This is a genomic window from Streptomyces sp. NPDC053513, assembly GCF_044544765.1.
In the GTDB taxonomy this organism is placed as follows: Bacteria; Actinomycetota; Actinomycetes; order Streptomycetales; family Streptomycetaceae; genus Streptomyces; species Streptomyces litmocidini.
The window spans coordinates 24,019-43,188 of the sequence record NZ_JBITXP010000019.1; the positions used below are offsets into that span (position 1 = coordinate 24,019).

21 protein-coding genes are annotated in these 19,170 nt (G+C 71.8%); 6 read left to right on the forward strand and 15 right to left on the reverse strand.

Annotated features, from left to right (window positions below):
- Positions 1–18: 18 nt before the first annotated feature.
- The gene (locus ACIGW4_RS27270; protein ID WP_359589337.1) at positions 19–1,464 is read right to left on the reverse strand and encodes a hypothetical protein; all 1,446 of its coding nucleotides are present in this window, start codon (positions 1,462–1,464) and stop codon (positions 19–21) included.
- 210 nt (positions 1,465–1,674) lie between these two features.
- Between ACIGW4_RS27270 and ACIGW4_RS27275 the strand changes: the two genes are divergently transcribed.
- Entirely contained in the window at positions 1,675–3,537 is a 1,863-nt protein-coding gene (locus tag ACIGW4_RS27275; protein ID WP_399583348.1) for an endonuclease/exonuclease/phosphatase family protein, read from the forward strand.
- A 12-nt stretch (positions 3,538–3,549) separates the two neighbouring features.
- Here ACIGW4_RS27275 and ACIGW4_RS27280 read toward each other — a convergent pair whose 3' ends face one another.
- Entirely contained in the window at positions 3,550–4,263 is a 714-nt protein-coding gene (locus ACIGW4_RS27280) for an antibiotic biosynthesis monooxygenase (RefSeq protein ID WP_123451109.1), read from the reverse strand.
- A 90-nt stretch (positions 4,264–4,353) separates the two neighbouring features.
- Between ACIGW4_RS27280 and ACIGW4_RS27285 the strand changes: the two genes are divergently transcribed.
- Positions 4,354–4,797, forward strand: a complete 444-nt coding sequence (locus ACIGW4_RS27285) for a GNAT family N-acetyltransferase (protein WP_123451111.1) — start codon at positions 4,354–4,356, stop codon at positions 4,795–4,797.
- Between the two features lie 10 nt (positions 4,798–4,807).
- On the opposite strand, the gene ACIGW4_RS27290 is transcribed toward ACIGW4_RS27285, so the two are convergent.
- Positions 4,808–5,563 carry an SDR family NAD(P)-dependent oxidoreductase gene (locus ACIGW4_RS27290; protein ID WP_398711525.1) on the reverse strand — a complete coding sequence of 252 codons (756 nt, stop codon included), beginning with the start codon at positions 5,561–5,563 and terminating at the stop codon, positions 4,808–4,810.
- Between the two features lie 133 nt (positions 5,564–5,696).
- Between ACIGW4_RS27290 and dapA the strand changes: the two genes are divergently transcribed.
- A complete protein-coding gene (gene dapA / locus ACIGW4_RS27295; RefSeq protein WP_399583351.1) occupies positions 5,697–6,581 on the forward strand; it encodes a 4-hydroxy-tetrahydrodipicolinate synthase in 885 nt (294 codons plus the stop codon).
- Positions 6,582–6,660: 79 nt separating this feature from the next.
- Here the strand turns inward: dapA and dapD are convergent, their stop codons facing one another.
- From dapD to ACIGW4_RS27310, 3 genes are read right to left on the reverse strand one after another with little or no spacing between them, the layout of a single operon-like run.
- On the reverse strand, positions 6,661–7,644 hold the full coding sequence (dapD, locus tag ACIGW4_RS27300; RefSeq protein ID WP_398711529.1) for a 2,3,4,5-tetrahydropyridine-2,6-dicarboxylate N-succinyltransferase: 984 nt from the start codon (positions 7,642–7,644) through the stop codon (positions 6,661–6,663).
- A 44-nt stretch (positions 7,645–7,688) separates the two neighbouring features.
- On the reverse strand, positions 7,689–8,285 hold the full coding sequence (locus ACIGW4_RS27305) for a TetR/AcrR family transcriptional regulator (RefSeq protein ID WP_123451119.1): 597 nt from the start codon (positions 8,283–8,285) through the stop codon (positions 7,689–7,691).
- Positions 8,285–8,605 carry a multidrug efflux SMR transporter gene (locus tag ACIGW4_RS27310; RefSeq protein WP_123451121.1) on the reverse strand — a complete coding sequence of 107 codons (321 nt, stop codon included), beginning with the start codon at positions 8,603–8,605 and terminating at the stop codon, positions 8,285–8,287. Before ACIGW4_RS27310 ends, ACIGW4_RS27305 begins: the two co-directional genes overlap by 1 nt.
- 63 nt (positions 8,606–8,668) lie before the next feature.
- Here ACIGW4_RS27310 and ACIGW4_RS27315 point away from each other — a divergent pair, with 63 nt between their 5' ends.
- Positions 8,669–9,742 carry an oxidoreductase gene (locus ACIGW4_RS27315; protein WP_398711535.1) on the forward strand — a complete coding sequence of 358 codons (1,074 nt, stop codon included), beginning with the start codon at positions 8,669–8,671 and terminating at the stop codon, positions 9,740–9,742.
- Between the two features lie 95 nt (positions 9,743–9,837).
- On the opposite strand, the gene ACIGW4_RS27320 is transcribed toward ACIGW4_RS27315, so the two are convergent.
- The 9 genes from ACIGW4_RS27320 to ACIGW4_RS27360 all read right to left on the reverse strand — a co-directional run bounded on the left by ACIGW4_RS27320 (position 9,838) and on the right by ACIGW4_RS27360 (position 17,308).
- Complete coding sequence (locus tag ACIGW4_RS27320) at positions 9,838–10,176, reverse strand: metal-sulfur cluster assembly factor (protein WP_030205917.1); 339 nt, start codon at positions 10,174–10,176, stop codon at positions 9,838–9,840.
- Entirely contained in the window at positions 10,173–10,634 is a 462-nt protein-coding gene (sufU, locus tag ACIGW4_RS27325; protein ID WP_041128635.1) for a Fe-S cluster assembly sulfur transfer protein SufU, read from the reverse strand. The genes ACIGW4_RS27320 and sufU overlap by 4 nt, the downstream gene beginning before the upstream one ends.
- A gap of 11 nt (positions 10,635–10,645) precedes the next feature.
- The gene (locus tag ACIGW4_RS27330; RefSeq protein ID WP_093876689.1) at positions 10,646–11,914 is read right to left on the reverse strand and encodes a cysteine desulfurase; all 1,269 of its coding nucleotides are present in this window, start codon (positions 11,912–11,914) and stop codon (positions 10,646–10,648) included.
- Positions 11,911–12,675 (reverse strand): Fe-S cluster assembly ATPase SufC, encoded by a 765-nt coding sequence (gene sufC / locus ACIGW4_RS27335; protein ID WP_041128637.1) that lies wholly within the window; start codon positions 12,673–12,675, stop codon positions 11,911–11,913. The genes ACIGW4_RS27330 and sufC overlap by 4 nt, the downstream gene beginning before the upstream one ends.
- 7 nt (positions 12,676–12,682) lie before the next feature.
- Positions 12,683–13,000: a bifunctional 3-phenylpropionate/cinnamic acid dioxygenase ferredoxin subunit gene (locus ACIGW4_RS27340; RefSeq protein ID WP_030692512.1), complete on the reverse strand. Its 318-nt coding sequence runs from the start codon at positions 12,998–13,000 to the stop codon at positions 12,683–12,685.
- Positions 13,000–14,181 carry a Fe-S cluster assembly protein SufD gene (gene sufD, locus ACIGW4_RS27345; RefSeq protein WP_123451125.1) on the reverse strand — a complete coding sequence of 394 codons (1,182 nt, stop codon included), beginning with the start codon at positions 14,179–14,181 and terminating at the stop codon, positions 13,000–13,002. The genes ACIGW4_RS27340 and sufD overlap by 1 nt, the downstream gene beginning before the upstream one ends.
- 67 nt (positions 14,182–14,248) lie before the next feature.
- Entirely contained in the window at positions 14,249–15,664 is a 1,416-nt protein-coding gene (gene sufB, locus ACIGW4_RS27350) for a Fe-S cluster assembly protein SufB (protein WP_041128639.1), read from the reverse strand.
- Positions 15,661–16,386 carry a metalloregulator ArsR/SmtB family transcription factor gene (locus ACIGW4_RS27355; RefSeq protein WP_123451127.1) on the reverse strand — a complete coding sequence of 242 codons (726 nt, stop codon included), beginning with the start codon at positions 16,384–16,386 and terminating at the stop codon, positions 15,661–15,663. Before ACIGW4_RS27355 ends, sufB begins: the two co-directional genes overlap by 4 nt.
- Before the next feature lie 178 nt (positions 16,387–16,564).
- Entirely contained in the window at positions 16,565–17,308 is a 744-nt protein-coding gene (locus ACIGW4_RS27360) for a DUF72 domain-containing protein (protein WP_359589332.1), read from the reverse strand.
- A gap of 120 nt (positions 17,309–17,428) precedes the next feature.
- Here ACIGW4_RS27360 and ACIGW4_RS27365 point away from each other — a divergent pair, with 120 nt between their 5' ends.
- Positions 17,429–18,355 carry an ABC transporter ATP-binding protein gene (locus ACIGW4_RS27365; RefSeq protein WP_123451131.1) on the forward strand — a complete coding sequence of 309 codons (927 nt, stop codon included), beginning with the start codon at positions 17,429–17,431 and terminating at the stop codon, positions 18,353–18,355.
- Positions 18,352–19,116 (forward strand): ABC transporter permease, encoded by a 765-nt coding sequence (locus ACIGW4_RS27370; RefSeq protein ID WP_123451133.1) that lies wholly within the window; start codon positions 18,352–18,354, stop codon positions 19,114–19,116. Before ACIGW4_RS27365 ends, ACIGW4_RS27370 begins: the two co-directional genes overlap by 4 nt.
- Positions 19,117–19,170 lie beyond the last annotated feature (54 nt).

Below are 19,170 nucleotides of genomic sequence, written 5' to 3' on the forward strand. Positions count from 1 at the left end.
CCCTTCCGTGGCCCCGGGTCAGGAGCCCGCGCGCGAGCGGGCCTTGAAGGCGGCCTTGCGGGCGTCCTTCGCCGCCGCCTTGTCGCGGTGCAGGCGGCCCATCGCCTCCAGGACCTCGGCCGTGGCCGGGTGCTCCACCCGCCAGGCCGCCTCGAAGAAGCCGCTGTGGCGGCCGGTCAGGCCCTCGATGAGCTCCTGGAGTTCCTGGAGGTCGCCGGCCGAGGAGAGCTGGGCCGCGATCGTGTCGATCGCCAGCCAGAAGATCATCGACTCCGGCGGCGCGGGCACGTCCGTCGCGCCGCGCTCGGCGAGCCAGACCCGGGCGAGGCCGCCGAGTTCCGCGTCGTCCAGGACCTCCCGGACGGCGGGCTCGGCCTCGGCGCCCACGAGGGAGAGCGTCTGCTGGCAGTGGAGGCGGCGGAGCGGGGAGCCGGCGTCGGAGCCCCGGGCGGCGTGCAGCAGTTCGCGGGCCGCGGCGAGCGCGTCGCGGCCGGCCAGCCACGCGGCGGTCTCCTCGCGGGCCGCGGCCTCCGGGTAGCCGGCGATCCCGTCGAGGAGCGCGTCGGCGCCCTTCTCCGTCAGGTCGCCGACGGCGGGCGCGTCCAGGCCGGCCTCCAGCATCCGGGCCCGGATGCCGTAGAGGCCGAGCGGGGTGAGCCGGACCATGCCGTAGCGGGTGACGTCCTCGTCGTCGACGGGCGGCGCGGGCTCCTCGCCCTCCTCGGCCATGAGGGCCTCGTCGACGGGCTGGTACTCGACGAGCCCGATCGGTTCGAGCAGCCGGAACTGCTCGTCGAGCCGCATCATCGCGTCGGAGACCTGCTCCAGGACGTCGTCGGTGGGCTCGCCCATGTCGTCGGGGACGACCATCGACGCGGCGAGCGCGGGCAGCGGCACGGGGCCGTCGCCGGCTCCGCCCTCGCTGACGGTCAGCAGGTAGAGGTTGCCGAGGACGCCCTCCAGGAACTCGGCCTCGGCCTCGGGGTCCCAGTCGAGCGCCTCGACGTCGATCTCGCCGTCCTCGCCGAGGATCGCGTCCAGGTCGTCGATGACGGGCGCGGCGGCGTCGGCGAAGACGGCGTCGAAGCCGTCCAGCCAGAGGCCGAGGACGTCCTGGGGCGAGCCGCCCGTGACCAGCGCGAGGTTCTCGCCGGGGCCGGCCCGCCCGGGAAGGTCCTCGGCCTCGCCGTCCTCGACGGCGACCAGACCGGTGTCGACGGCGAGCCGCCAGGCGTCGCCGGCCCAGGTCTCGCCGTCCTCGTCGTCGGCCAGGCCCAGGACCCCGGCGGCCTCGGGGAGCTGCTCGTCGGCGAGCTCGCCGCCCGCGTCGACCCGGGTCTCGGGTCCGGCCCAGCGGGCGAGCCGTACCGCCCGGGCGAGGAGGGGGGCGGCCAGGGCGTCCCGCGCCAGCTCCGCGTCCGCAGGCAGCCGAACGGGGGGAAGGGTGGGGTGGTCCGCTGACATCTGGGGGGTCTCCTCGACGCGTGCGTGGGTGAAGGCGGAAGGGGCTCAACGAGAGTCCTCAGGGTAGACGCATCCGGGACCCCGTCCGTCGGTTCACGGATCCGTCAGCCTTCGTACACCCGTCGACTCTTGACAAGTGCGGGGCTCTCACAAGAGATTGACGCGCGTAGATACATCTGCCTTTCCTCCAAGCATCCTCGGAGCCTCTTGATGTCTTCCTCCATACCGAGATTCGCCGCGGTCTCCGCCGTCGTCGCCTCCGCCCTCGCCGCCGGCCTGCTCGCGGGCCCGTCGAGCGCCGCCGCGGAGATCACCACGGCGGAGGCCGCCGCGGACAGCGCCGCCGGCGTCCGCATCCACGACATCCAGGGCACGACGCGCGTCTCCCCCCTCGTCGGCAAGCAGGTCACCGGCGTCACGGGCATCGTCACCGGCGTCCGCACCTACGGCTCGCGCGGATTCTGGATCCAGGACCCGGAGGCCGACGAGAACCCGGCCACAAGTGAGGGCGTCTTCGTCTTCACGAGCTCCGTCCCGACCGTCGCCGTCGGCGACGCGGTCAGCCTGAGCGGCACGGTCACCGAGTACGTCCCCGGCGGCCTGAACTCGGGCAACCAGTCGCTGACCCAGATCTCGAAGCCGGTCGTCAAGGTCGTCTCGAAGGGCAACCCGGTCCCGGCCCCGGTGACGATCTCCGGCTGGTCGGTCCCCGACGCGTACGCCCCCGAGGGCGACCCGGCCGCGGGCGGCTCGATCAACGGCCTGACCCTGGACCCCGAGACGTACGCCCTGGACTACTACGAGTCCCTGGAGGGCACCAACGTCCGGATCGACTCCTCGCGGGTGGTCGGCGCCACCGACCCGTACGCGGAGCTCTGGGTGACGGTGAAGCCCTGGGAGAACCCCAACCTGCGCGGCGGCACGGTCTACGGCTCGTACGAGTCCCAGAACACCGGCCGGCTCCAGATCCAGTCGCTGACCCCGCTGGCCCAGCAGCCCTTCCCCAAGGCGAACGTGGGCGACCGGCTGACCGGCACCACCGAGGGCCCGCTCGACTTCAACCAGTTCGGCGGCTACACGATCACCGCCCGCACCCTCGGCACGGTCGTCGACGGGGGCCTGGAGCGCGAGACCACGGACAAGCAGCACAAGAACGAGCTGGCCGTGGCGACGTACAACGTCGAGAACCTCGACCCGGGCGACCCGCAGGAGAAGTTCGACGCGCTCGCGAAGGCGGTCGTCGAGAACCTCGCCTCGCCCGACATCGTCGCCCTGGAGGAGATCCAGGACAACAACGGCGCCAAGAACGACGGCACCGTCGCCGCCGACGTGACGGTGAAGAAGTTCACCGAGGCGATCGTGGCGGCCGGCGGCCCGGCGTACGAGTGGCGCTCGATCGACCCGGAGAACGGCAAGGACGGCGGCGAGCCCGGCGGCAACATCCGTCAGGTCTTCCTCTTCAACCCCGAGCGGGTCTCCTTCACCGACCGCGCGGGCGGCGACGCGACCACCGCCACCGCCGTCACGGGCACCAAGGGCCACGCCGCGCTGACCCTCTCCCCCGGCCGCATCGACCCGGCGAACGCCGCCTGGGAGGCCAGCCGCAAGCCGCTCGCGGGCGAGTTCGTCTTCCGCGGCCGCACGGTCTTCGTGATCGCCAACCACTTCGGCTCGAAGGGCGGCGACGAGTCCATCGTCTCGCACCACCAGCCGCCGAACCGTTCCTCCGACGCGAAGCGACTGCTCCAGGCGCAGGCCGTCAACGCCTTCGTGAAGGACATCGTCGCGCTCGACAAGCAGGCCGACGTGCTCGTGGTCGGCGACATCAACGACTTCGAGTTCTCCGGGACGACGCGGGCGCTGACCGACGGCGGCGCGCTGTACCCGGCCGTGAAGTCGCTGCCGCTCAGCGAGCGCTACTCGTACGTCTACCAGGGCAACAGCCAGGTCCTCGACCAGATCCTGACCAGCCCGGGCGTGCACCACTTCGAGTACGACAGCGTGCACATCAACGCCGAGTTCGCCGACCAGGACAGCGACCACGACCCGCAGGTCCTGCGCTTCCGCCCCTGACGGCCCGGCCCGTCACGCGCCCGCGCTCAGACTGAGCGCGGGCGCGTACCGCCGCACCCGGCTCCCCACCAGCCCCGGGTGGTGGTGGACCCGCTTCCACGCCTCGCTCAGCCGGGCGCCGTCCGCCGACCACTCCTCATGGGCCCGCTCGCTCTCCCACTCGGCGTAGTTCAGGACCCGGTCGCCCTCGACGGTCAGGTGGAAGTGGGCGCCGATCCCGCCGGAACCCGGCCGCGTCGCCGCGTCCTCGTCCAGGGCCGTGAGGACGGCGTCCACCCATTCCTCCCGGTGTCCCGCCCCGGCCCCTTCGAAGTCGGCCTCGGCGACCACGACGACCCCGGGCAGCTCCCCCGTGGCCGTCGCGCGGCGGGCGGTGGAGCGGTGGATCGGCCCGTAGCGGCGGAGCTCCACCCGCTCGATGCCGGGCACGGCGGCGTCGATCTCGGCGTTCCGGTCGTCGCGGTAGGTGCGGACGAAGTCGTCGTAGGCCTGCTGTTCGGTCCACTGCGAGTAGTGCAGCAGCGTGTCCCCGTCGGTCCCGATGAGGACGCTGTACGAGAGCAGGCCGAGGTCCGGCCACTCACGGCTCTCCCAGGCCGTCCGGACGGCCTCGACGGCGGCCCGCTGGCGCTCGGGGGTGCCGACCCGCCAGGTGCTGACGAGGACGGCGCCGACGCCGGGGCGGTGGAGGTCGGGGCGGGCGTCGGGGTGGGCGACGGCGTTCATGGGGTGTCTCCTCCTGCTCGGTTCGGATGGTTCGACCCTCCTCCCTCAACCATGGTTGAGGTCAAGGGAGTCCATGGGAGACTTCCGGCCATGATCCTTCGCCCCGCCACCCGCGCCGAACTGCCCGCCGTCCTCGCCCTCCTCGCCGACGAGGACAGGGTCGTGGACCCCGCCTCGGTCGCCGTCACCGAGGCGTACGAGCGGGCCTTCGCGGACATCGAGGGCGATCCGCGCAACGAGATGCTGGTCCTGGTGGACGGCGGTCTCGTCCTGGGCTGCCTCCAGGCCACGTACGTCCCGGGGCTCGGCAAGGGCGGCGCCGAGCGGGCCCTGATCGAGGCGGTCCGGATCAGGGCCGACCGGCGCGGCGGCGGGCTCGGCCGGGAGCTGATGGAGCGGGCCGTGGCGCGGGCGAAGGAGCGCGGCTGCGCGCTCGTCCAGCTGACCAGCGACAAGCGGCGGACGGACGCCCACCGCTTCTACGCCTCGCTGGGTTTCGCGCGCAGCCACGACGGCTTCAAGCTGAGGTTCTGACGGCGACGGATCAGCCCAGCAGGTGCCCGCCGCCGTCGACGAGGAGGACCTCGCCGGTGATGTACGAGGCGTGGGCCAGGTCGAAGACGGCGCCGGCGATGTCCTCGGGGCGGCCGACCCGGCGCAGCGGGACGGCCCCGGCCACGTGCTCCTTGGCGGCGTCGGCGCCCTCGACGCCGTCGAACCAGGGGGTGTCGATGAGGCCGGGGGCGACCGCGTTGACGCGGACGTCGGGGCCGAGGGCCTTGGCGAGGAGCTTCGTCATGTGGTTGACGGCGGCCTTGGAGACGGCGTACGGGATGGAGCTGCCGCCGGGCCGGACGCCGGCCTGGGAGGAGACGGTGACGACGTTGCCGCGGGTCTTCCGCAGGTGCGGGACGGCGGCGGTGACGGTCTGCCAGACGCCGATGACGTTGACGTCGTAGAGGTGGCGCCAGACCTCGGGAGAGGCGGCTTCGAGGTCGTCGTGCGGGATGAACCGGGTGGTGCCCGCGCAGTTGACGAGGAGGTCGAGGCGGCCGTACGCCTCCACCGCGGCCTCGACGAGGGCCGTGGCCTGGGCCTCGTCGGAGACGTCGGCCCGGACGTAGACCGCGTCCGGCAGTTCGGCGGCGAGGGCCCTGCCCGCCTCGACCGACCGCGCGGAGTTGACGACGACCCGGAAGCCGGCGTCGGCGAGCCGTCGGGCGACGGCGGCTCCGATGCCCGAGGACGAGCCGGTGACGAGTGCGACGCGCCGGTCGGCGGCCGTGCTGTGTGCGCTCATGCTGTGCTGTTCTCCATGTCCCCCTGTCGCGCCCGGCCGATCATGCCAGACGGCCATCGTTCACAGAAACTGAATTCTCGAACCAAGCAGATCTAAGTGGACCTTCACGGTCGCTCGCGCACAGACTTCCCGGATGAACACCGAACGCCCCTTCGGGCGCGCCCTCTGCGCGATGATCACCCCGTTCGCCCCCACCGGCGCGCTCGACCCCGACGCGGCGGGAGAGCTCGCCGTCCGGCTCCTCGCGGAGGGCTGCGACGGCCTGGTCCTCAACGGCACGACGGGCGAGTCCCCGACCACCACCGACGCCGAGAAGGCCGCGCTCGTCCGCGCCGTCCGCGAGGCGGTCGGCCCCGGCCCGTCGGTCCTGACGGGGGTGGGCACCGCCGACACCCGTCACACCGTGGAACTGGCCCGGCAGGCCGAGGAGGCGGGGGCGGACGGGCTGCTCGTCGTCACCCCGTACTACAGCCGCCCCCCGCAGTCGGCCGTCGAGGCGCACTTCCTGAAGGTCGCGGACGCGACCGGGCTGCCGGTGATGGTCTACGACATCCCCGGCCGCACCGGCACCCGGGTCGAGCCCGCGACGATGCGACGGCTGGCCCGGCACCCGCGGATCGTGGCGGTGAAGGACTGTTCGTACGATCTGCTCGGCTCGGCCCGGCTGATCGCGGAGACGGGGCTCGCTTACTACTCGGGCTCCGAGGAGCTGAACCTGCCGCTGTACGCGGTGGGCGGCGCCGGCTACGTCAGTACGGTGGCGAACGTGGCGCCGCGTCAGACGCGCGCGGTCCTGGACGCCTTCGACGCGGGCGACACCGCGGGCGCGGCCCGGCTCAACGCCGAGCTCCTGCCGCTGACCGAGCTGATGATGGCCTCGGGCCTGCCGGGCACGGTGACCGCGAAGGCGCTCCTCGGCGGCGCGCTGCGCGAACCGCTGCGGCCCGCGGACCGGGAGACGGCCGAGGCGCTGCGCGCGGCGCACGGGGCGCTGGTCCGGGCGGAGGCGCCGGTGTAGCGGCCCCGCGCGGAAGGCGGTCGACCGCCCTCCCGGCCGGGTGGGGCCGGGAGGGCGGTCGACCCGTCCTGTCGGTGCCTCAGTTGTGGCTGTGCAGGATGTCGTTCAGTCCGCCCCAGACCGCGTTGTTCGGACGCGCCTCGACGGCGCCGGTGACCGAGTTGCGGCGGAAGAGGATGTTGGAGGCGCCGGAGAGCTCGCGGGCCTTCACGATCTGGCCGTCGGGCATGGTGACCCGGGTGCCGGCGGTGACGTACAGACCGGCCTCGACGACGACCTCGTCGCCGAGCGCGATGCCGACGCCCGCCTCGGCGCCGATGAGGCAGCGCTCGCCGATCGAGATGACGACGTTGCCGCCGCCGGAGAGGGTGCCCATGGTGGAGGCGCCGCCGCCGATGTCGGAGCCGTTGCCGACGACGACGCCGGCGGAGATGCGGCCCTCGACCATGGAGGTGCCGAGGGTGCCGGCGTTGAAGTTGACGAAGCCCTCGTGCATGACGGTGGTGCCGGCGGCGAGGTGGGCGCCGAGGCGGACGCGGTCGGCGTCGGCGATGCGGACGCCGGCGGGCACGACGTAGTCGGTCATGCGCGGGAACTTGTCGATCGAGGTGACCGAAAGTTGCAGGCCCTCGGCGCGGGCGTTGAGCCGCACCTTCTCGACGTCGTCGACGGCGACCGGGCCGAGCGAGGTCCAGGCGACGTTGGCGAGCAGGCCGAAGACGCCGTCCAGGCTCTGGCCGTGCGGCTTGACCAGCCGGTGGCTGAGCAGGTGGAGGCGGAGGTAGGCGTCGTGGGCGTCGATCGGCTTCTCGTCGAGCGAGGCGATGACGGTGCGGACGGCGACCACCTCGACGCCGCGGCGGGCGTCCACGCCGAGGGCCTTGGCGGCGCCCTCGCCGAGGGCGTCGACGGCCTCGGCGGGGCTGAGGCGCTCGGTGCCGGCCGGGCCGGCCGCCTCGGTCAGCTCGGGGGCGGGGAACCAGGTGTCGAGAACGGTGCCGTCGCCGGCGATGGTGGCGAGGCCGGCGGCGACGGCGCCGGTGGTGCGAGGAGCAGTGGTCATGACGGAAAACCTAACGGGCGGCCCCCTTCCCGGGCCAACCGGTCTCAGGTGTCGGTCGGGCCCGTGGGCGGTTCCGACGAGGCCCCGGCCTGCCCTTTCGGGTCTTCGTTCAGGATCCGGGCCAGCATCTCCCGGGCGTACCCCTCGTCGTACGGGGCGTCGGTGAGCAGCACCTGGAGGCTGATGCCGTCCATGAGGGCGACCAGGGCGCGGGCGGTGACGGGCCCGGTGCGCGGGGCGAGGGCGGCGACGACCTCGTGGGTCCATTCGGCGGCGACGGGGCGCAGGGCGGGGCGGCGCAGGGCGGCGAGGTAGAGCTCGTACTCCAGCTCCACGACGGCGGGTTCGGCGTCCAGCCACTCCCCCATGAGGGCGGCGAGGCCGGCGGCGAGGTCGGGGGCGTCGATCTCGGGGCCCCGCCGGAGCCGCGCCCCGAAGGTGCCGCTGACCCGGCGGAGCGCCGCGACGAGGAGTTCGTCGAGGGAGGCGAAGTGGTACGTGGTGGAGCCGAGCGGCACGTCGGCCTCGGCGGCCACCGTGCGGTGACTGAGGCCGGCGATCCCGGCGCGGCCGACGACGGCGAGGGCGGCGTCGACGATCCGCTCGCGCCGGTCGGGGTCGTGCCTCCGGGGCCGTGCCATCAGTGGGCGCCGCCGAGGTTGAGGACGGCGACCCCGGCGATGATGAGGACGATCCCGGCGATCTTGGCGGCGCCGAGGCTCTCGCCGAGGAAGAGGAAGCCGATGAGGGCGACGGCAGCGGTGCCGACCCCCGACCAGATGGCGTAGGCGGTGCCGACCTGGAGCGTCTTGAGGGCCCGGGCCAGGAGGGCGAAGGCGAGGAGGTAGCCCGCGCCGGTGACGAGGGACGGCCAGAGCCTGGTGAATCCCTCGCTGTACTTCATCGAGGTGGTGGCGAGTATTTCCGCCGCGATGGCACCCGCAAGGAGTCCGTAGCCCATGTGTACGAGCGTACACAGAGCCGTGTACGGGTGTACATGTCAGCCACCGATACGGTGTGCCGCATGACGTATCCCCCTGGCCCGCCCGGGCCGCCCTACGGCTACGGCTATCCGCCGCCGCCTCCGCCGCCGAAGCCCGGCGTGATACCCCTGGCGCCCCTCGGCTTCGGGACGATCCTGAGCGGCGCCTTCGCGACCTTCGGCCGCTACTGGAGGCAGCTTCTGGGGGTGACGGGAGCCGTCTACGGCGCCGCGCTCCTGATCGTCGGCGCGGCGGCCGGCATCGCGTACGCGGCCGTCGGCGACGTCTTCCCCGCCGTGTTCGACCTGCCGGAGGGCCAGGAGCCGCGGTGGGACGACGTCCGCCCGCTGATCGTCGCCTTCGTCTGCGTCTGGCTCGCCGCCGTGATCGCGATGGTCTGCGCGAGCGCCGTGGTGGCGGCGGCCTGCCCGGCCGTGGTCCAGGAAGCGGTCCTCGGCAGGCCCACGACCTTCGGCGCGGTCTGGCGCCGCGCCTGGTCCCGGATGCCGGCCGTCCTGGGCACGGTGGTGCTGACGGGCCTGGCCCTGATGATCCCGATGGCGCTGTTCGTCGGGGCCTTCGCCTGGATGCTGGTGCAGCTGCTCCTGGCCGCGGACGACGCGACGGGCACCCCCGTGGCCGGTCTGTTGCTCGCCCCCCTGCTCGCCATCGGTCTGGCCCTGCTCATCGCCCCGCTCGCGCTGTGGATCTGGGTGAAGTTCAGCCTGGCCCCGGCGGCGGCGGTGATGGAGGGGCAGGGCGCCTTCGCCTCGATGCGCCGCTCCTCGTCCCTGGTCCGCGGCTCCTGGTGGCGCCTGTTCGGCTGCCTGCTCGCGGCCGGCCTGATGGCCGCCGTGGTGAGCTGGCTGATCCAGCAGCTGCTCTCGCTGCTGGTCTCGGCCCCGCTCTCGGCCGCCGACTTCTCCGGTGAGGACCGGGGCGCCCTGATCGCCTCCCTGGCGGCCCTCATGGGCGTCCTGGCCATCGGCCAGATGATCACCCAGGCGGTCGTCTCGCTCTTCCCGCCGATCGTCACCGGCCTGCTCTACGTCGACCAGCGCATCCGCAAGGAGAACCTGGCCCCGGAGCTGGCCCGCGCGGCGGGTCTCCTCTGAGGGGCGAGAAGAGCCCCTGAGAGGCGAGAACGGCCTCTGAGCAGCGAGAACGGCCGCGCCCCGAAGGGCGCGGCCGTTCTCGCGTACACCTGCGATCAGACGTTGAAGCCGAGCGCGCGCAGCTGCTCGCGGCCGTCGTCCGTGATCTTGTCCGGGCCCCACGGGGGCATCCAGACCCAGTTGATCTTCAGCTCGCTGACGATGCCGTCCGTCGCGGACTTCGCCTGGTCCTCGATCACATCGGTCAGCGGACAGGCCGCCGACGTCAGGGTCATGTCCAGCGTCGCGACGTTCGAGTCGTCGATGTGGATGCCGTAGATCAGGCCCAGGTTGACGACGTCGATGCCCAGCTCGGGGTCGACGACGTCGTACAGGGCCTCACGGACCTCTTCCTCGGAGGCCGGCTTCATCGTGGCCTCGGCGTTCTCGGTCATGCCGACTTCCTCTCCGCGTCACCCAGCGCCTGGGCGGTCGCGTCCTTCCACGCCATCCAGCTGAGCAGCGCGCACTTCACACGGGCCGGGTACTTGGAGACCCCGGCGAACGCGACCGCGTCCTCCAGGACCTCCTCCATCGCGTCGTCCGGTTCGATCTGGCCCTTGGACTGCATCAGCTCCAGGAAGGTGCCCTGGATCTTCTGCGCCTCGGCCAGCTCCTTGCCGACGAGCAGCTCGTTGAGGACGGAGGCCGAGGCCTGGCTGATGGAGCAGCCCTGGCCCTCGTACGACACGTCCTCGATGCGCGAGCCGTCGTACTTCACACGGAGCGTGATCTCGTCGCCACACGTCGGGTTGACGTGGTGCACCTCGGCGTCGCCGTCCCGAAGACCGCGCCCGTGCGGGTGCTTGTAGTGGTCCAGGATGACGTCCTGGTACATCGAATCCAGCTTCACGAGCCGTTCCCCTAGCCGAAGAAGTTACGGACGTGCTCCAGCCCCTCGACCAGGGCGTCGACCTCGGCCGGAGTGGAGTACAGATAGAACGACGCTCGCGTGGTCGCGGGAATTCCGTACCGCAGGCAGACCGGCCGCGCGCAGTGGTGGCCGACCCGGACCGCGATGCCCTGCTCGTCGAGGACCTGGCCCACGTCGTGCGGGTGGATGTCGCCCAGCGTGAAGGAGATCGCCGCGCCGCGGTCCTCGGCCGTGGTGGGGCCGATGATCCGCAGGTCGGGCACCTCCTGGAGGCGCCGGACGGCGTACTCGGTGATCGCGTGCTCGTGGCGCGCGATGTTCTCCATGCCGATCGCCGACAGGTAGTCCACGGCCGCGCCGAGGCCGACGGCCTGGGCGATCGGGGGCGTACCCGCCTCGAACTTGTGCGGGGCCGGCGCGTACGTCGAGGAGTGCATCGAGACGGTCTCGATCATCTCGCCGCCGCCGAGGAAGGGCGGCAGGTCCTCCAGGAGCTCCTGCCGTCCCCACAGCACGCCGATGCCGGTCGGGCCGCACATCTTGTGGCCGGTGAAGGCCACGAAGTCGGCCTGGAGCGCCTGCACGTCCAGGACCATGTGCGGGGCCGCCTGGGAGGCGTCGATGCAGACGAGCGCACCGACCTCCTGGGCGCGGCGGATGATGGTCTCCACCGGGTTGACCGTGCCGAGCAGGTTCGAGACCAGCGTGAACGAGACGATCTTGGTCTTCTCGGTGATGACCTCCTCGATGTTCGAGAGGTCGAGGCGGCCGTCGTCGGTGAGGCCGAACCACTTCAGCTTCGCGCCCGTGCGCTGCGAGAGCAGCTGCCACGGCACGATGTTGGAGTGGTGCTCCATCTCCGTGATGGCGATCTCGGTCTCGTGGTCCACGCGGTAGGGCTCGTCGGCCCAGCCCAGCATGTTGGCCACGAGGTTGAGCGACTCGGAGGCGTTCTTGGTGAAGATCACCTCGTCGCGGCTCGGCGCGTTGATGAAGGCCGCGACCTTGTCACGGGCGCCTTCGTACAGCGCCGTCGCCTCCTCGGCGACCGTGTAGACGCCGCGGTGGACGTTGGCGTTGTGACGCTCGTAGTACTGGTTGAGCGCGTCGAGGACCTGCCGCGGCTTCTGCGAGGTCGCCGCGGAGTCGAGGTACACGATCTTCTTGCCGTCGTGGACCACGCGATCCAGGAGCGGGAAGTCCTTGCGGATCGCCTCGGTGTCGAGGAGGCCGGTCAGCCCCTGATGGGCGGAAGTCACGCGGATGCGCCACCCTTCACGTACTTGTCGTAGCCCTCGTTCTCCAGCTGGTCGGCGAGCTCGGCGCCGCCGGACTCGACGATGCGGCCGTTCGCGAAGACGTGCACGAAGTCGGGCTTGATGTAGCGCAGGATGCGCGTGTAGTGGGTGATCAGCAGGGTGCCGACCTCACCGGTCTCGCGGACGCGGTTGACGCCCTCGGAGACGATGCGCAGGGCGTCGACGTCGAGGCCGGAGTCGGTCTCGTCGAGGATCGCGATCTTCGGCTTGAGGAGCTCCAGCTGGAGGATCTCGTGGCGCTTCTTCTCACCGCCGGAGAAGCCCTCGTTGACGTTGCGCTCGGCGAAGGCCGGGTCCATCTGGAGCTGCTCCATGGCGGACTTGACCTCCTTCACCCAGGTGCGCAGCTTGGGCGCCTCGCCGCGGACGGCGGTGGCGGAGGTGCGCAGGAAGTTGGAGACCGAGACGCCGGGGACCTCGACCGGGTACTGCATCGCGAGGAAGACGCCGGCGCGGGCGCGCTCGTCGACCGACATCTCCAGGACGTCCTCGCCGTCGAGGGTGACGGTGCCGCCGGTGACCGTGTACTTCGGGTGGCCGGCCAGCGAGTACGCCAGGGTCGACTTGCCGGAGCCGTTGGGGCCCATGACGGCGTGGGTCTCTCCCTGCTTGATGGTCAGGTCGACGCCCTTGAGGATCTCGCGGGGGCCGTTCTCCGCCTCGACGGAGACGTGCAGGTCGTGGATTTCAAGCGTAGCCATGGGTGACTCAGGACTCCTGGGTGACGGAGACGAGCACATCGTCCCCTTCGATCTTTACGGGGTATACGGGGACGGGGCGCGTCGCGGGAAGGCCGGAGGGCTTGCCCGTGCGCAGGTCGAAGCTGGAGCCGTGCAGCCAGCACTCGATCGCGCAGTCCTCGACCTCGCCCTCCGAGAGGGAGACGTTGGCGTGCGAGCAGATGTCGTTGATCGCGTACACCTCGCCCTCGGTGTGCACGACCGACACCGGCGTGCCGTCGACCTCGACCCGCTTCGGGGTGTCGGCCTCCAGCTCGCTCAGCGCGCAGACTCGGACGAAGGCCATCAGACGGAGGCCTCCAGCTCGGCCTCGATCTTGGCGAGGAGTCGCTCCTGGACGTCCGGCAGACCGATCTGCTGGACGAGCTCCGCGAAGAAGCCGCGGACGACGAGGCGGCGGGCCTCGGCCTCCGGGATGCCGCGGGCCATCAGGTAGAAGAGCTGCTCGTCGTCGAAGCGGCCGGTGGCCGAGGCGTGACCGGCGCCGGCGATCTCGCCGGTCTCGATCTCCAGGTTCGGCACGGAGTCGACCCGGGCACCGTCCGTGAGGACCAGGTTCCGGTTGAGCTCGTACGTGTCGGTGCCCTCGGCGGCGGCCTGGATGAGCACGTCGCCGATCCAGACGGCGTGCGCGTCCTGGCCCTGCAGCGCGCCCTTGTAGGCCACGTTGGACTTGCAGTGCGGGGTGTTGTGGTCGACCAGGAGGCGGTGCTCCTGGTGCTGGCCGGCGTCGGTGAAGTACAGGCCGAGGAGCTCGGCCTCGCCGCCGGGGGCCTCGTACCGCACGCGCGGGTGGATGCGGACGACGTCGCCGCCGAAGGTGACGACGACCGACTTGAAGGAGGCGTCGCGGCCGACCAGCGCGTTGTGCTGGGCGACGTGGACGGCGTTCTCGTCCCAGTCCTGGACGGAGACGACGGTCAGCTTGGCGCCGTCGCCGAGGACGTAGTCCACGTTGGCGGCGAGCACGGCGTCACCGGTGTGGTCGAGGACCACGACGGCCTCGGCGAAGGCGCCGAGCTCGATCACCTGGTGGCCGAAGGCGACGCCGCCCTGGCCGTGCACGGAGATGCGGATCGGCTCGGTGAGCACCGCCTCCTTGGCGACGGTGACGACCGAGGCCTTCTCGAAGGCGGAGTAGGCCTGGGCGGCGACGCGGTCGACGGGCGTGCCGGCCTTGCCGAGGCGCTCGTCGTCGCGGCCGACGGTCTCCACGGTGACGCCCTCGGGGGCCTCGACCTCGACCTTGACGCCCTCGCCGGAGGCGACGGCGGTGCCGTCGTGCAGTCCGCGCAGTCGAGCCAGCGGGGTGAACCGCCACTCCTCCTCGCGGCCGTGCGGGACGGGGAAGTCCGCGACGTCGAAGGACGGGGGCGCGCTCATGCGCGTGGCGACGGTGGACTCGGCGGCCACCGCGATCGAGCCGGCGGTGGTGGATCCCGCCGGGATGTTCTGAGCCTCAGCCATGGCTGTCGTGTTGCTCTCTTCCTGCGTACGTAAAGAAAACTCGGTCGCTGCGGGGCGGTGCGGGGCCTTAGCCGACCGCACCTTCCATCTGCAGCTCGATCAGCCGGTTGAGCTCCAGGGCGTACTCCATGGGGAGCTCCTTGGCGATGGGCTCGACGAAGCCGCGGACGATCATCGCCATGGCCTCGAACTCGGTGAGGCCGCGGCTCATCAGGTAGAAGAGCTGGTCCTCGGAGACCTTGGAGACGGTGGCCTCGTGGCCCATGGAGACGTCGTCCTCGCGCACGTCCACGTAGGGGTACGTGTCGGAGCGGGAGATCGTGTCGACGAGCAGCGCGTCGCAGAGGACGTTGGACTTGGCGCCCGGGGCACCCTCGCCGATCTCGATGAGACCGCGGTAGGAGGTGCGGCCGCCGCCTCGCGCCACCGACTTGGAGACGATGTTGGAGGAGGTGTTCGGGGCCATGTGGACCATCTTGGCGCCGGCGTCCTGGTGCTGGCCCTCGCCCGCGAAGGCGATGGAGAGGGTCTCGCCCTTGGCGTGCTCGCCCATCAGGTAGACGGCCGGGTACTTCATGGTGACCTTGGAGCCGATGTTGCCGTCGACCCACTCCATGGTGGCGCCCTCGTAGGCGACGGCGCGCTTGGTCACCAGGTTGTAGACGTTGTTCGACCAGTTCTGGATGGTCGTGTAGCGGCAGCGGCCGCCCTTCTTCACGATGATCTCGACGACGGCGCTGTGCAGCGAGTCGGAGGAGTAGATCGGGGCGGTGCAGCCCTCGACGTAGTGGACGTAGGCGTCCTCGTCGACGATGATCAGCGTCCGCTCGAACTGGCCCATGTTCTCCGTGTTGATGCGGAAGTAGGCCTGGAGCGGGATCTCGACGTGCACGCCCTTCGGCACGTAGATGAATGAGCCGCCGGACCAGACGGCCGTGTTCAGGGAGGCGAACTTGTTGTCGCCGACCGGGATGACGGTGCCGAAGTACTCCTTGAAGAGCTCCTCGTGCTCCTTCAGCGCGGTGTCGGTGTCGACGAAGATGACGCCCTGCTCCTCCAGGTCCTCGCGGATCTGGTGGTAGACGACCTCGGACTCGTACTGGGCGGCGACACCGGCGACGAGGCGCTGCTTCTCCGCCTCCGGGATGCCGAGCTTGTCGTACGTGTTCTTGATGTCCTCCGGCAGGTCCTCCCAGGACTCGGCCTGCTTCTCGGTGGACCGCACGAAGTACTTGATGTTGTCGAAGTCGATGCCGGAGAGGTCCGAGCCCCAGGTCGGCATGGGCTTCTTGTCGAAGAGCCGCAGACCCTTGAGACGCAGCTTGAGCATCCACTCGGGCTCGTTCTTCTTCGCGGAGATGTCGCGGACGACGTCTTCGTTGAGACCGCGCTTGGCGGCGGCACCGGCCGCGTCGGAGTCGGCCCAGCCGTACTCGTACCGACCCAGGCCCTCGAGCTCGGGGTGGCTGATCTCGGTGGTCATGCGGGGTTCCTCCCGGCCGTGCTTGCGGATGCTGATTCGGTGGTCTGTGGGGTGCCGTGCGGGATGAACGTGGTGCAGACGCCGTCACCATGCGCGATGGTGGCCAGACGCTGGACGTGCGTTCCCAGGAGGCGGGAGAAGAATTCCGTCTCCGCCTCGCACAGCTGTGGGTACTGCTCGGCGACGTGGGCGACCGGGCAGTGGTGCTGGCAGAGCTGCTCGCCGACCGGCGCGTTCCGCGCAGTGGCAGCGTACCCGTCCGCCGTGAGGGCCTTGGCCAGTGCCTCGGTCCGCTTGTCGGGCCCGGCCGCCTCGACGGCCTCCCGGTACGCCCCGCCCTGGGCCTCGATCCGGTCGCGGGCGAAGGCGGCGACGGCCGCCTCTCCGCCGGCGTTGCGCTCGATCCAGCGGAGCGCCTCGACGGCCAGGGAGTCGTACGACTGGTCGAAGGCGTCCCGGCCGCAGTCGGTGAGCGCGAAGACCTTGGCGGGGCGGCCACGGGTCCGGGTTCCGTAGACGCGCTTCTCGCGGGCCTCGACGACGTTCTCGGCGACCAGCGAGTCGAGGTGGCGGCGGACGGCGGCCTGGGTGAGGCGGAGCCGTGCGGCCAGGTCGGCGACGGTGGAGGGCCCGTGGTCCAGGATCGACCGCGCGACCCGGTTGCGCGTGGAACGCTCTCGGGTCGCGAGTTCCTCCACCGGAGCCGCGCCGACGTTTTTCACAACGCCATTGTTGCGTAATTAATCGGGGGGTGACAAGCGGCGTCCGGACCGGCGACGGTGCGGTGCGTCACTCAGGTAAGGCTTACCTGACCTGCGGAAACGATCATTCGTGGGATGAATCACGGCCGTCCGACCAGGGCCTTCGTCCCCGCCCCGGGCTCCCGGCCGCGTCCCCCGGTCACGCCGTCGTCCGGCCGCGCGACCGCATCAGGCGCGCGAAGAACTCCGCGTCGCGGACGGCCGCGCCGCCGGGGTCGTTGTTGAAGAACGCGAACACGTCCGCGCCCTCCGGCCAGGCCCCCGCGATCCGGTCCGCCCAGGTCCCCAGCGCCCGGCGGCCGTAGCGGGGCCAGGGCCGGGCCCCGCCCTCGTGGAAGCGCACGTACCCCCAGTCCGCCGTCCGCCACAGCGGCGTCGCCGGCCGCGAGCCCCGGTCCGCCCAGCACAGGGCGGCCCCGCGGTCCCTCAGGACCCCGGCGATCTCCTCCGTCCACCACGAGTCGTGCCGCGGTTCGACCGCCACCCGCACCCCGGGCGGGAAACACGCGACCGCCGCGTCCAGCAGCCCCGCGTCCGCGCGCAGCGTCGGCGGCAGCTGGAGCAGGACGGGACCGAGCCGGTCCCCCAGCGCGTCCGCCCGGCCCATCAGCCGTTCCACGGGCTCCTCGGGATCCCTGAGACGCTTGACGTGGGTGAGGAAGCGGCTCGCCTTCACCGCCATGACGAAGCCGGCGGGCGTCCGCTCCCGCCACGCGGCGAAGGTGTGGCGCTCGGGCAGCCGGTAGAAGGCGTTGTTGTTCTCCACGGTCGCGAACGCGCGCGCGTACTCCTCCAGCCAGAGGCGCTGCGGCAGGCCCTCGGGATAGAGCACGCCCCGCCAGTCCCGGTACTGCCAGCCGGACGTGCCGATGTGCACGGACATGTGCCGCCCCTTCCCCGTACGGAGCGGCTCACCCGGACCGGGAGGGCGCCCCGGGGCCGCCCGCGGCGGAATCCGGGGGCGCGGCCCGCGCGCTCCCGCCGGGTCCTTAGACTTCCGGACATGTCATACGAGTCCGTCGTCCAGGTCCGCGGCCTGGTCAAGCGGTACGGAAGCAAGACCGCCGTCGACGGTCTCGACCTCGACGTCCGCACGGGCACCGTCACCGCCGTCCTCGGCCCCAACGGGGCCGGCAAGACCACCACCGTCGAGACCTGCGAGGGATACCGCAGGCCCGACGGCGGCACCGTCCGCGTCCTGGGCCTCGACCCGGTCGCCGACGCCGCCGCCCTGCGCCCCAGGATCGGCGTGATGCTCCAGTCCGGCGGCGTCTACTCCGGCGCCCGCGCCGACGAGATGCTCCGCCACATGGCCAGGCTCCACGCCCACCCGCTGGACGTCGACGCCCTGATCGAGCGCCTCGGCCTCGGCTCCTGCGGCCGCACGACCTACCGGCGGCTCTCCGGCGGCCAGCAGCAGCGCCTCGCGCTCGCCATGGCCGTCGTCGGCCGTCCCGAACTCGTCTTCCTCGACGAGCCCACGGCCGGACTCGACCCGCAGGCCCGCCGCGCCACCTGGGAGCTGGTCCGCGAGCTGCGCGCCGACGGCGTGACCGTGGTCCTCACCACCCACTTCATGCAGGAGGCCGAGGAGCTGGCCGACGACGTCGCCATCGTCGACGCCGGCCGGATCGCCGCCCAGGGCAGCCCCGAGGAGCTGTGCCGCGGCGGCGCCGAGAACACCCTGCGCTTCTCCGGCCGTCCCGGCCTCGACCTCGGCTCCCTGCTCAAGGCGCTCCCGGACGGCTCGGCCGCGGCGGAGACGCTGCCCGGCACGTACCGGATCACCGGCGCCGTCGACCCCCAGCTGCTCGCCACCGTCACCACCTGGTGCGCCCAGCACGGGGTCATGCCCGACCGCATCTCGGTCGAGCGCCACACCCTCGAAGACGTCTTCCTGGAGCTGACCGGCAAGGAGCTGAGGTCGTGAGCACCGGTACGTACGCGCCGAAGCCGGGGGCCGCCCCCGTCGGGCGGATGATCGCCGCGCAGACCGCCCTGGAGACCAGGATGCTGCTGCGCAACGGCGAGCAGCTCCTCCTCACGGTGATCATCCCGTCCCTCCTCCTGGTGCTGTTCTCCACGGTCGACGTCGTCGACACCGGGACCGGCAGGGCCGTCGACTTCCTCGCCCCCGGCGTCCTCGCGCTCGCCGTGATGTCCACCGCCTTCACCGGCCAGGCCATCGCGACCGGCTTCGAGCGGCGGTACGGGGTGCTCAAGCGGCTCGGCGCCTCACCGCTCCCCCGCTGGGCCCTCATGACCGCCAAGACGCTCTCCGTCCTGGTCACCGAGGTCCTCCAGGTCGTGCTCCTGACGGCGATCGCCCTGGCGCTCGGCTGGTCCCCGCAGGGCGGCGCGCCGTCCGTCCTGCTGCTCCTGGTCCTCGGCACGGCCGCCTTCTCCGGCCTCGGCCTGCTGATGGCCGGCACCCTGAAGGCCGAGGCCACCCTCGCCGCCGCGAACCTGGTCTTCCTGCTGCTCCTGGTGGGCGGCGGGGTCATCGTCCCGCTGGAGAAGTTCGGCGCGGCCGGCGACGTGCTCGCGCTGCTCCCGATCTCCGCGCTCTCGGACGGGCTGCGCGACGTCCTCCAGAACGGGGCGTCGATGCCGTGGGGCGACGCGCTGATCCTGGCCGTCTGGGCGGTCCTGGGCCTCGGGGCGGCGGCGAGGTTCTTCCGCTGGGAGTAACCGTAAGGTTCCGTTGCGCCACATACGCCCCCCTCGTGAAAGCGCGCACAAGCA

Coding starts and splice junctions, on each gene's coding strand:
- dapA (WP_399583351.1), top strand. CDS start 5,697: ATGAACACCGAACGCCCCTTCGGGCGCGCCCTCTGCGCGATGATCACC.
- ACIGW4_RS27365 (WP_123451131.1), top strand. CDS start 17,429: ATGTCATACGAGTCCGTCGTCCAGGTCCGCGGCCTGGTCAAGCGGTAC.
- ACIGW4_RS27290 (WP_398711525.1), bottom strand. CDS start 5,563: ATGAGCGCACACAGCACGGCCGCCGACCGGCGCGTCGCACTCGTCACC.
- ACIGW4_RS27340 (WP_030692512.1), bottom strand. CDS start 13,000: ATGGCCTTCGTCCGAGTCTGCGCGCTGAGCGAGCTGGAGGCCGACACC.
- ACIGW4_RS27275 (WP_399583348.1), top strand. CDS start 1,675: ATGTCTTCCTCCATACCGAGATTCGCCGCGGTCTCCGCCGTCGTCGCC.
- dapD (WP_398711529.1), bottom strand. CDS start 7,644: ATGACCACTGCTCCTCGCACCACCGGCGCCGTCGCCGCCGGCCTCGCC.
- sufB (WP_041128639.1), bottom strand. CDS start 15,664: ATGACCACCGAGATCAGCCACCCCGAGCTCGAGGGCCTGGGTCGGTAC.
- ACIGW4_RS27280 (WP_123451109.1), bottom strand. CDS start 4,263: ATGAACGCCGTCGCCCACCCCGACGCCCGCCCCGACCTCCACCGCCCC.
- ACIGW4_RS27315 (WP_398711535.1), top strand. CDS start 8,669: ATGACGTATCCCCCTGGCCCGCCCGGGCCGCCCTACGGCTACGGCTAT.
- sufD (WP_123451125.1), bottom strand. CDS start 14,181: ATGGCTGAGGCTCAGAACATCCCGGCGGGATCCACCACCGCCGGCTCG.
- ACIGW4_RS27270 (WP_359589337.1), bottom strand. CDS start 1,464: ATGTCAGCGGACCACCCCACCCTTCCCCCCGTTCGGCTGCCTGCGGAC.
- ACIGW4_RS27305 (WP_123451119.1), bottom strand. CDS start 8,285: ATGGCACGGCCCCGGAGGCACGACCCCGACCGGCGCGAGCGGATCGTC.
- ACIGW4_RS27310 (WP_123451121.1), bottom strand. CDS start 8,605: ATGGGCTACGGACTCCTTGCGGGTGCCATCGCGGCGGAAATACTCGCC.
- ACIGW4_RS27320 (WP_030205917.1), bottom strand. CDS start 10,176: ATGACCGAGAACGCCGAGGCCACGATGAAGCCGGCCTCCGAGGAAGAG.
- sufC (WP_041128637.1), bottom strand. CDS start 12,675: ATGGCTACGCTTGAAATCCACGACCTGCACGTCTCCGTCGAGGCGGAG.
- ACIGW4_RS27285 (WP_123451111.1), top strand. CDS start 4,354: ATGATCCTTCGCCCCGCCACCCGCGCCGAACTGCCCGCCGTCCTCGCC.
- ACIGW4_RS27360 (WP_359589332.1), bottom strand. CDS start 17,308: ATGTCCGTGCACATCGGCACGTCCGGCTGGCAGTACCGGGACTGGCGG.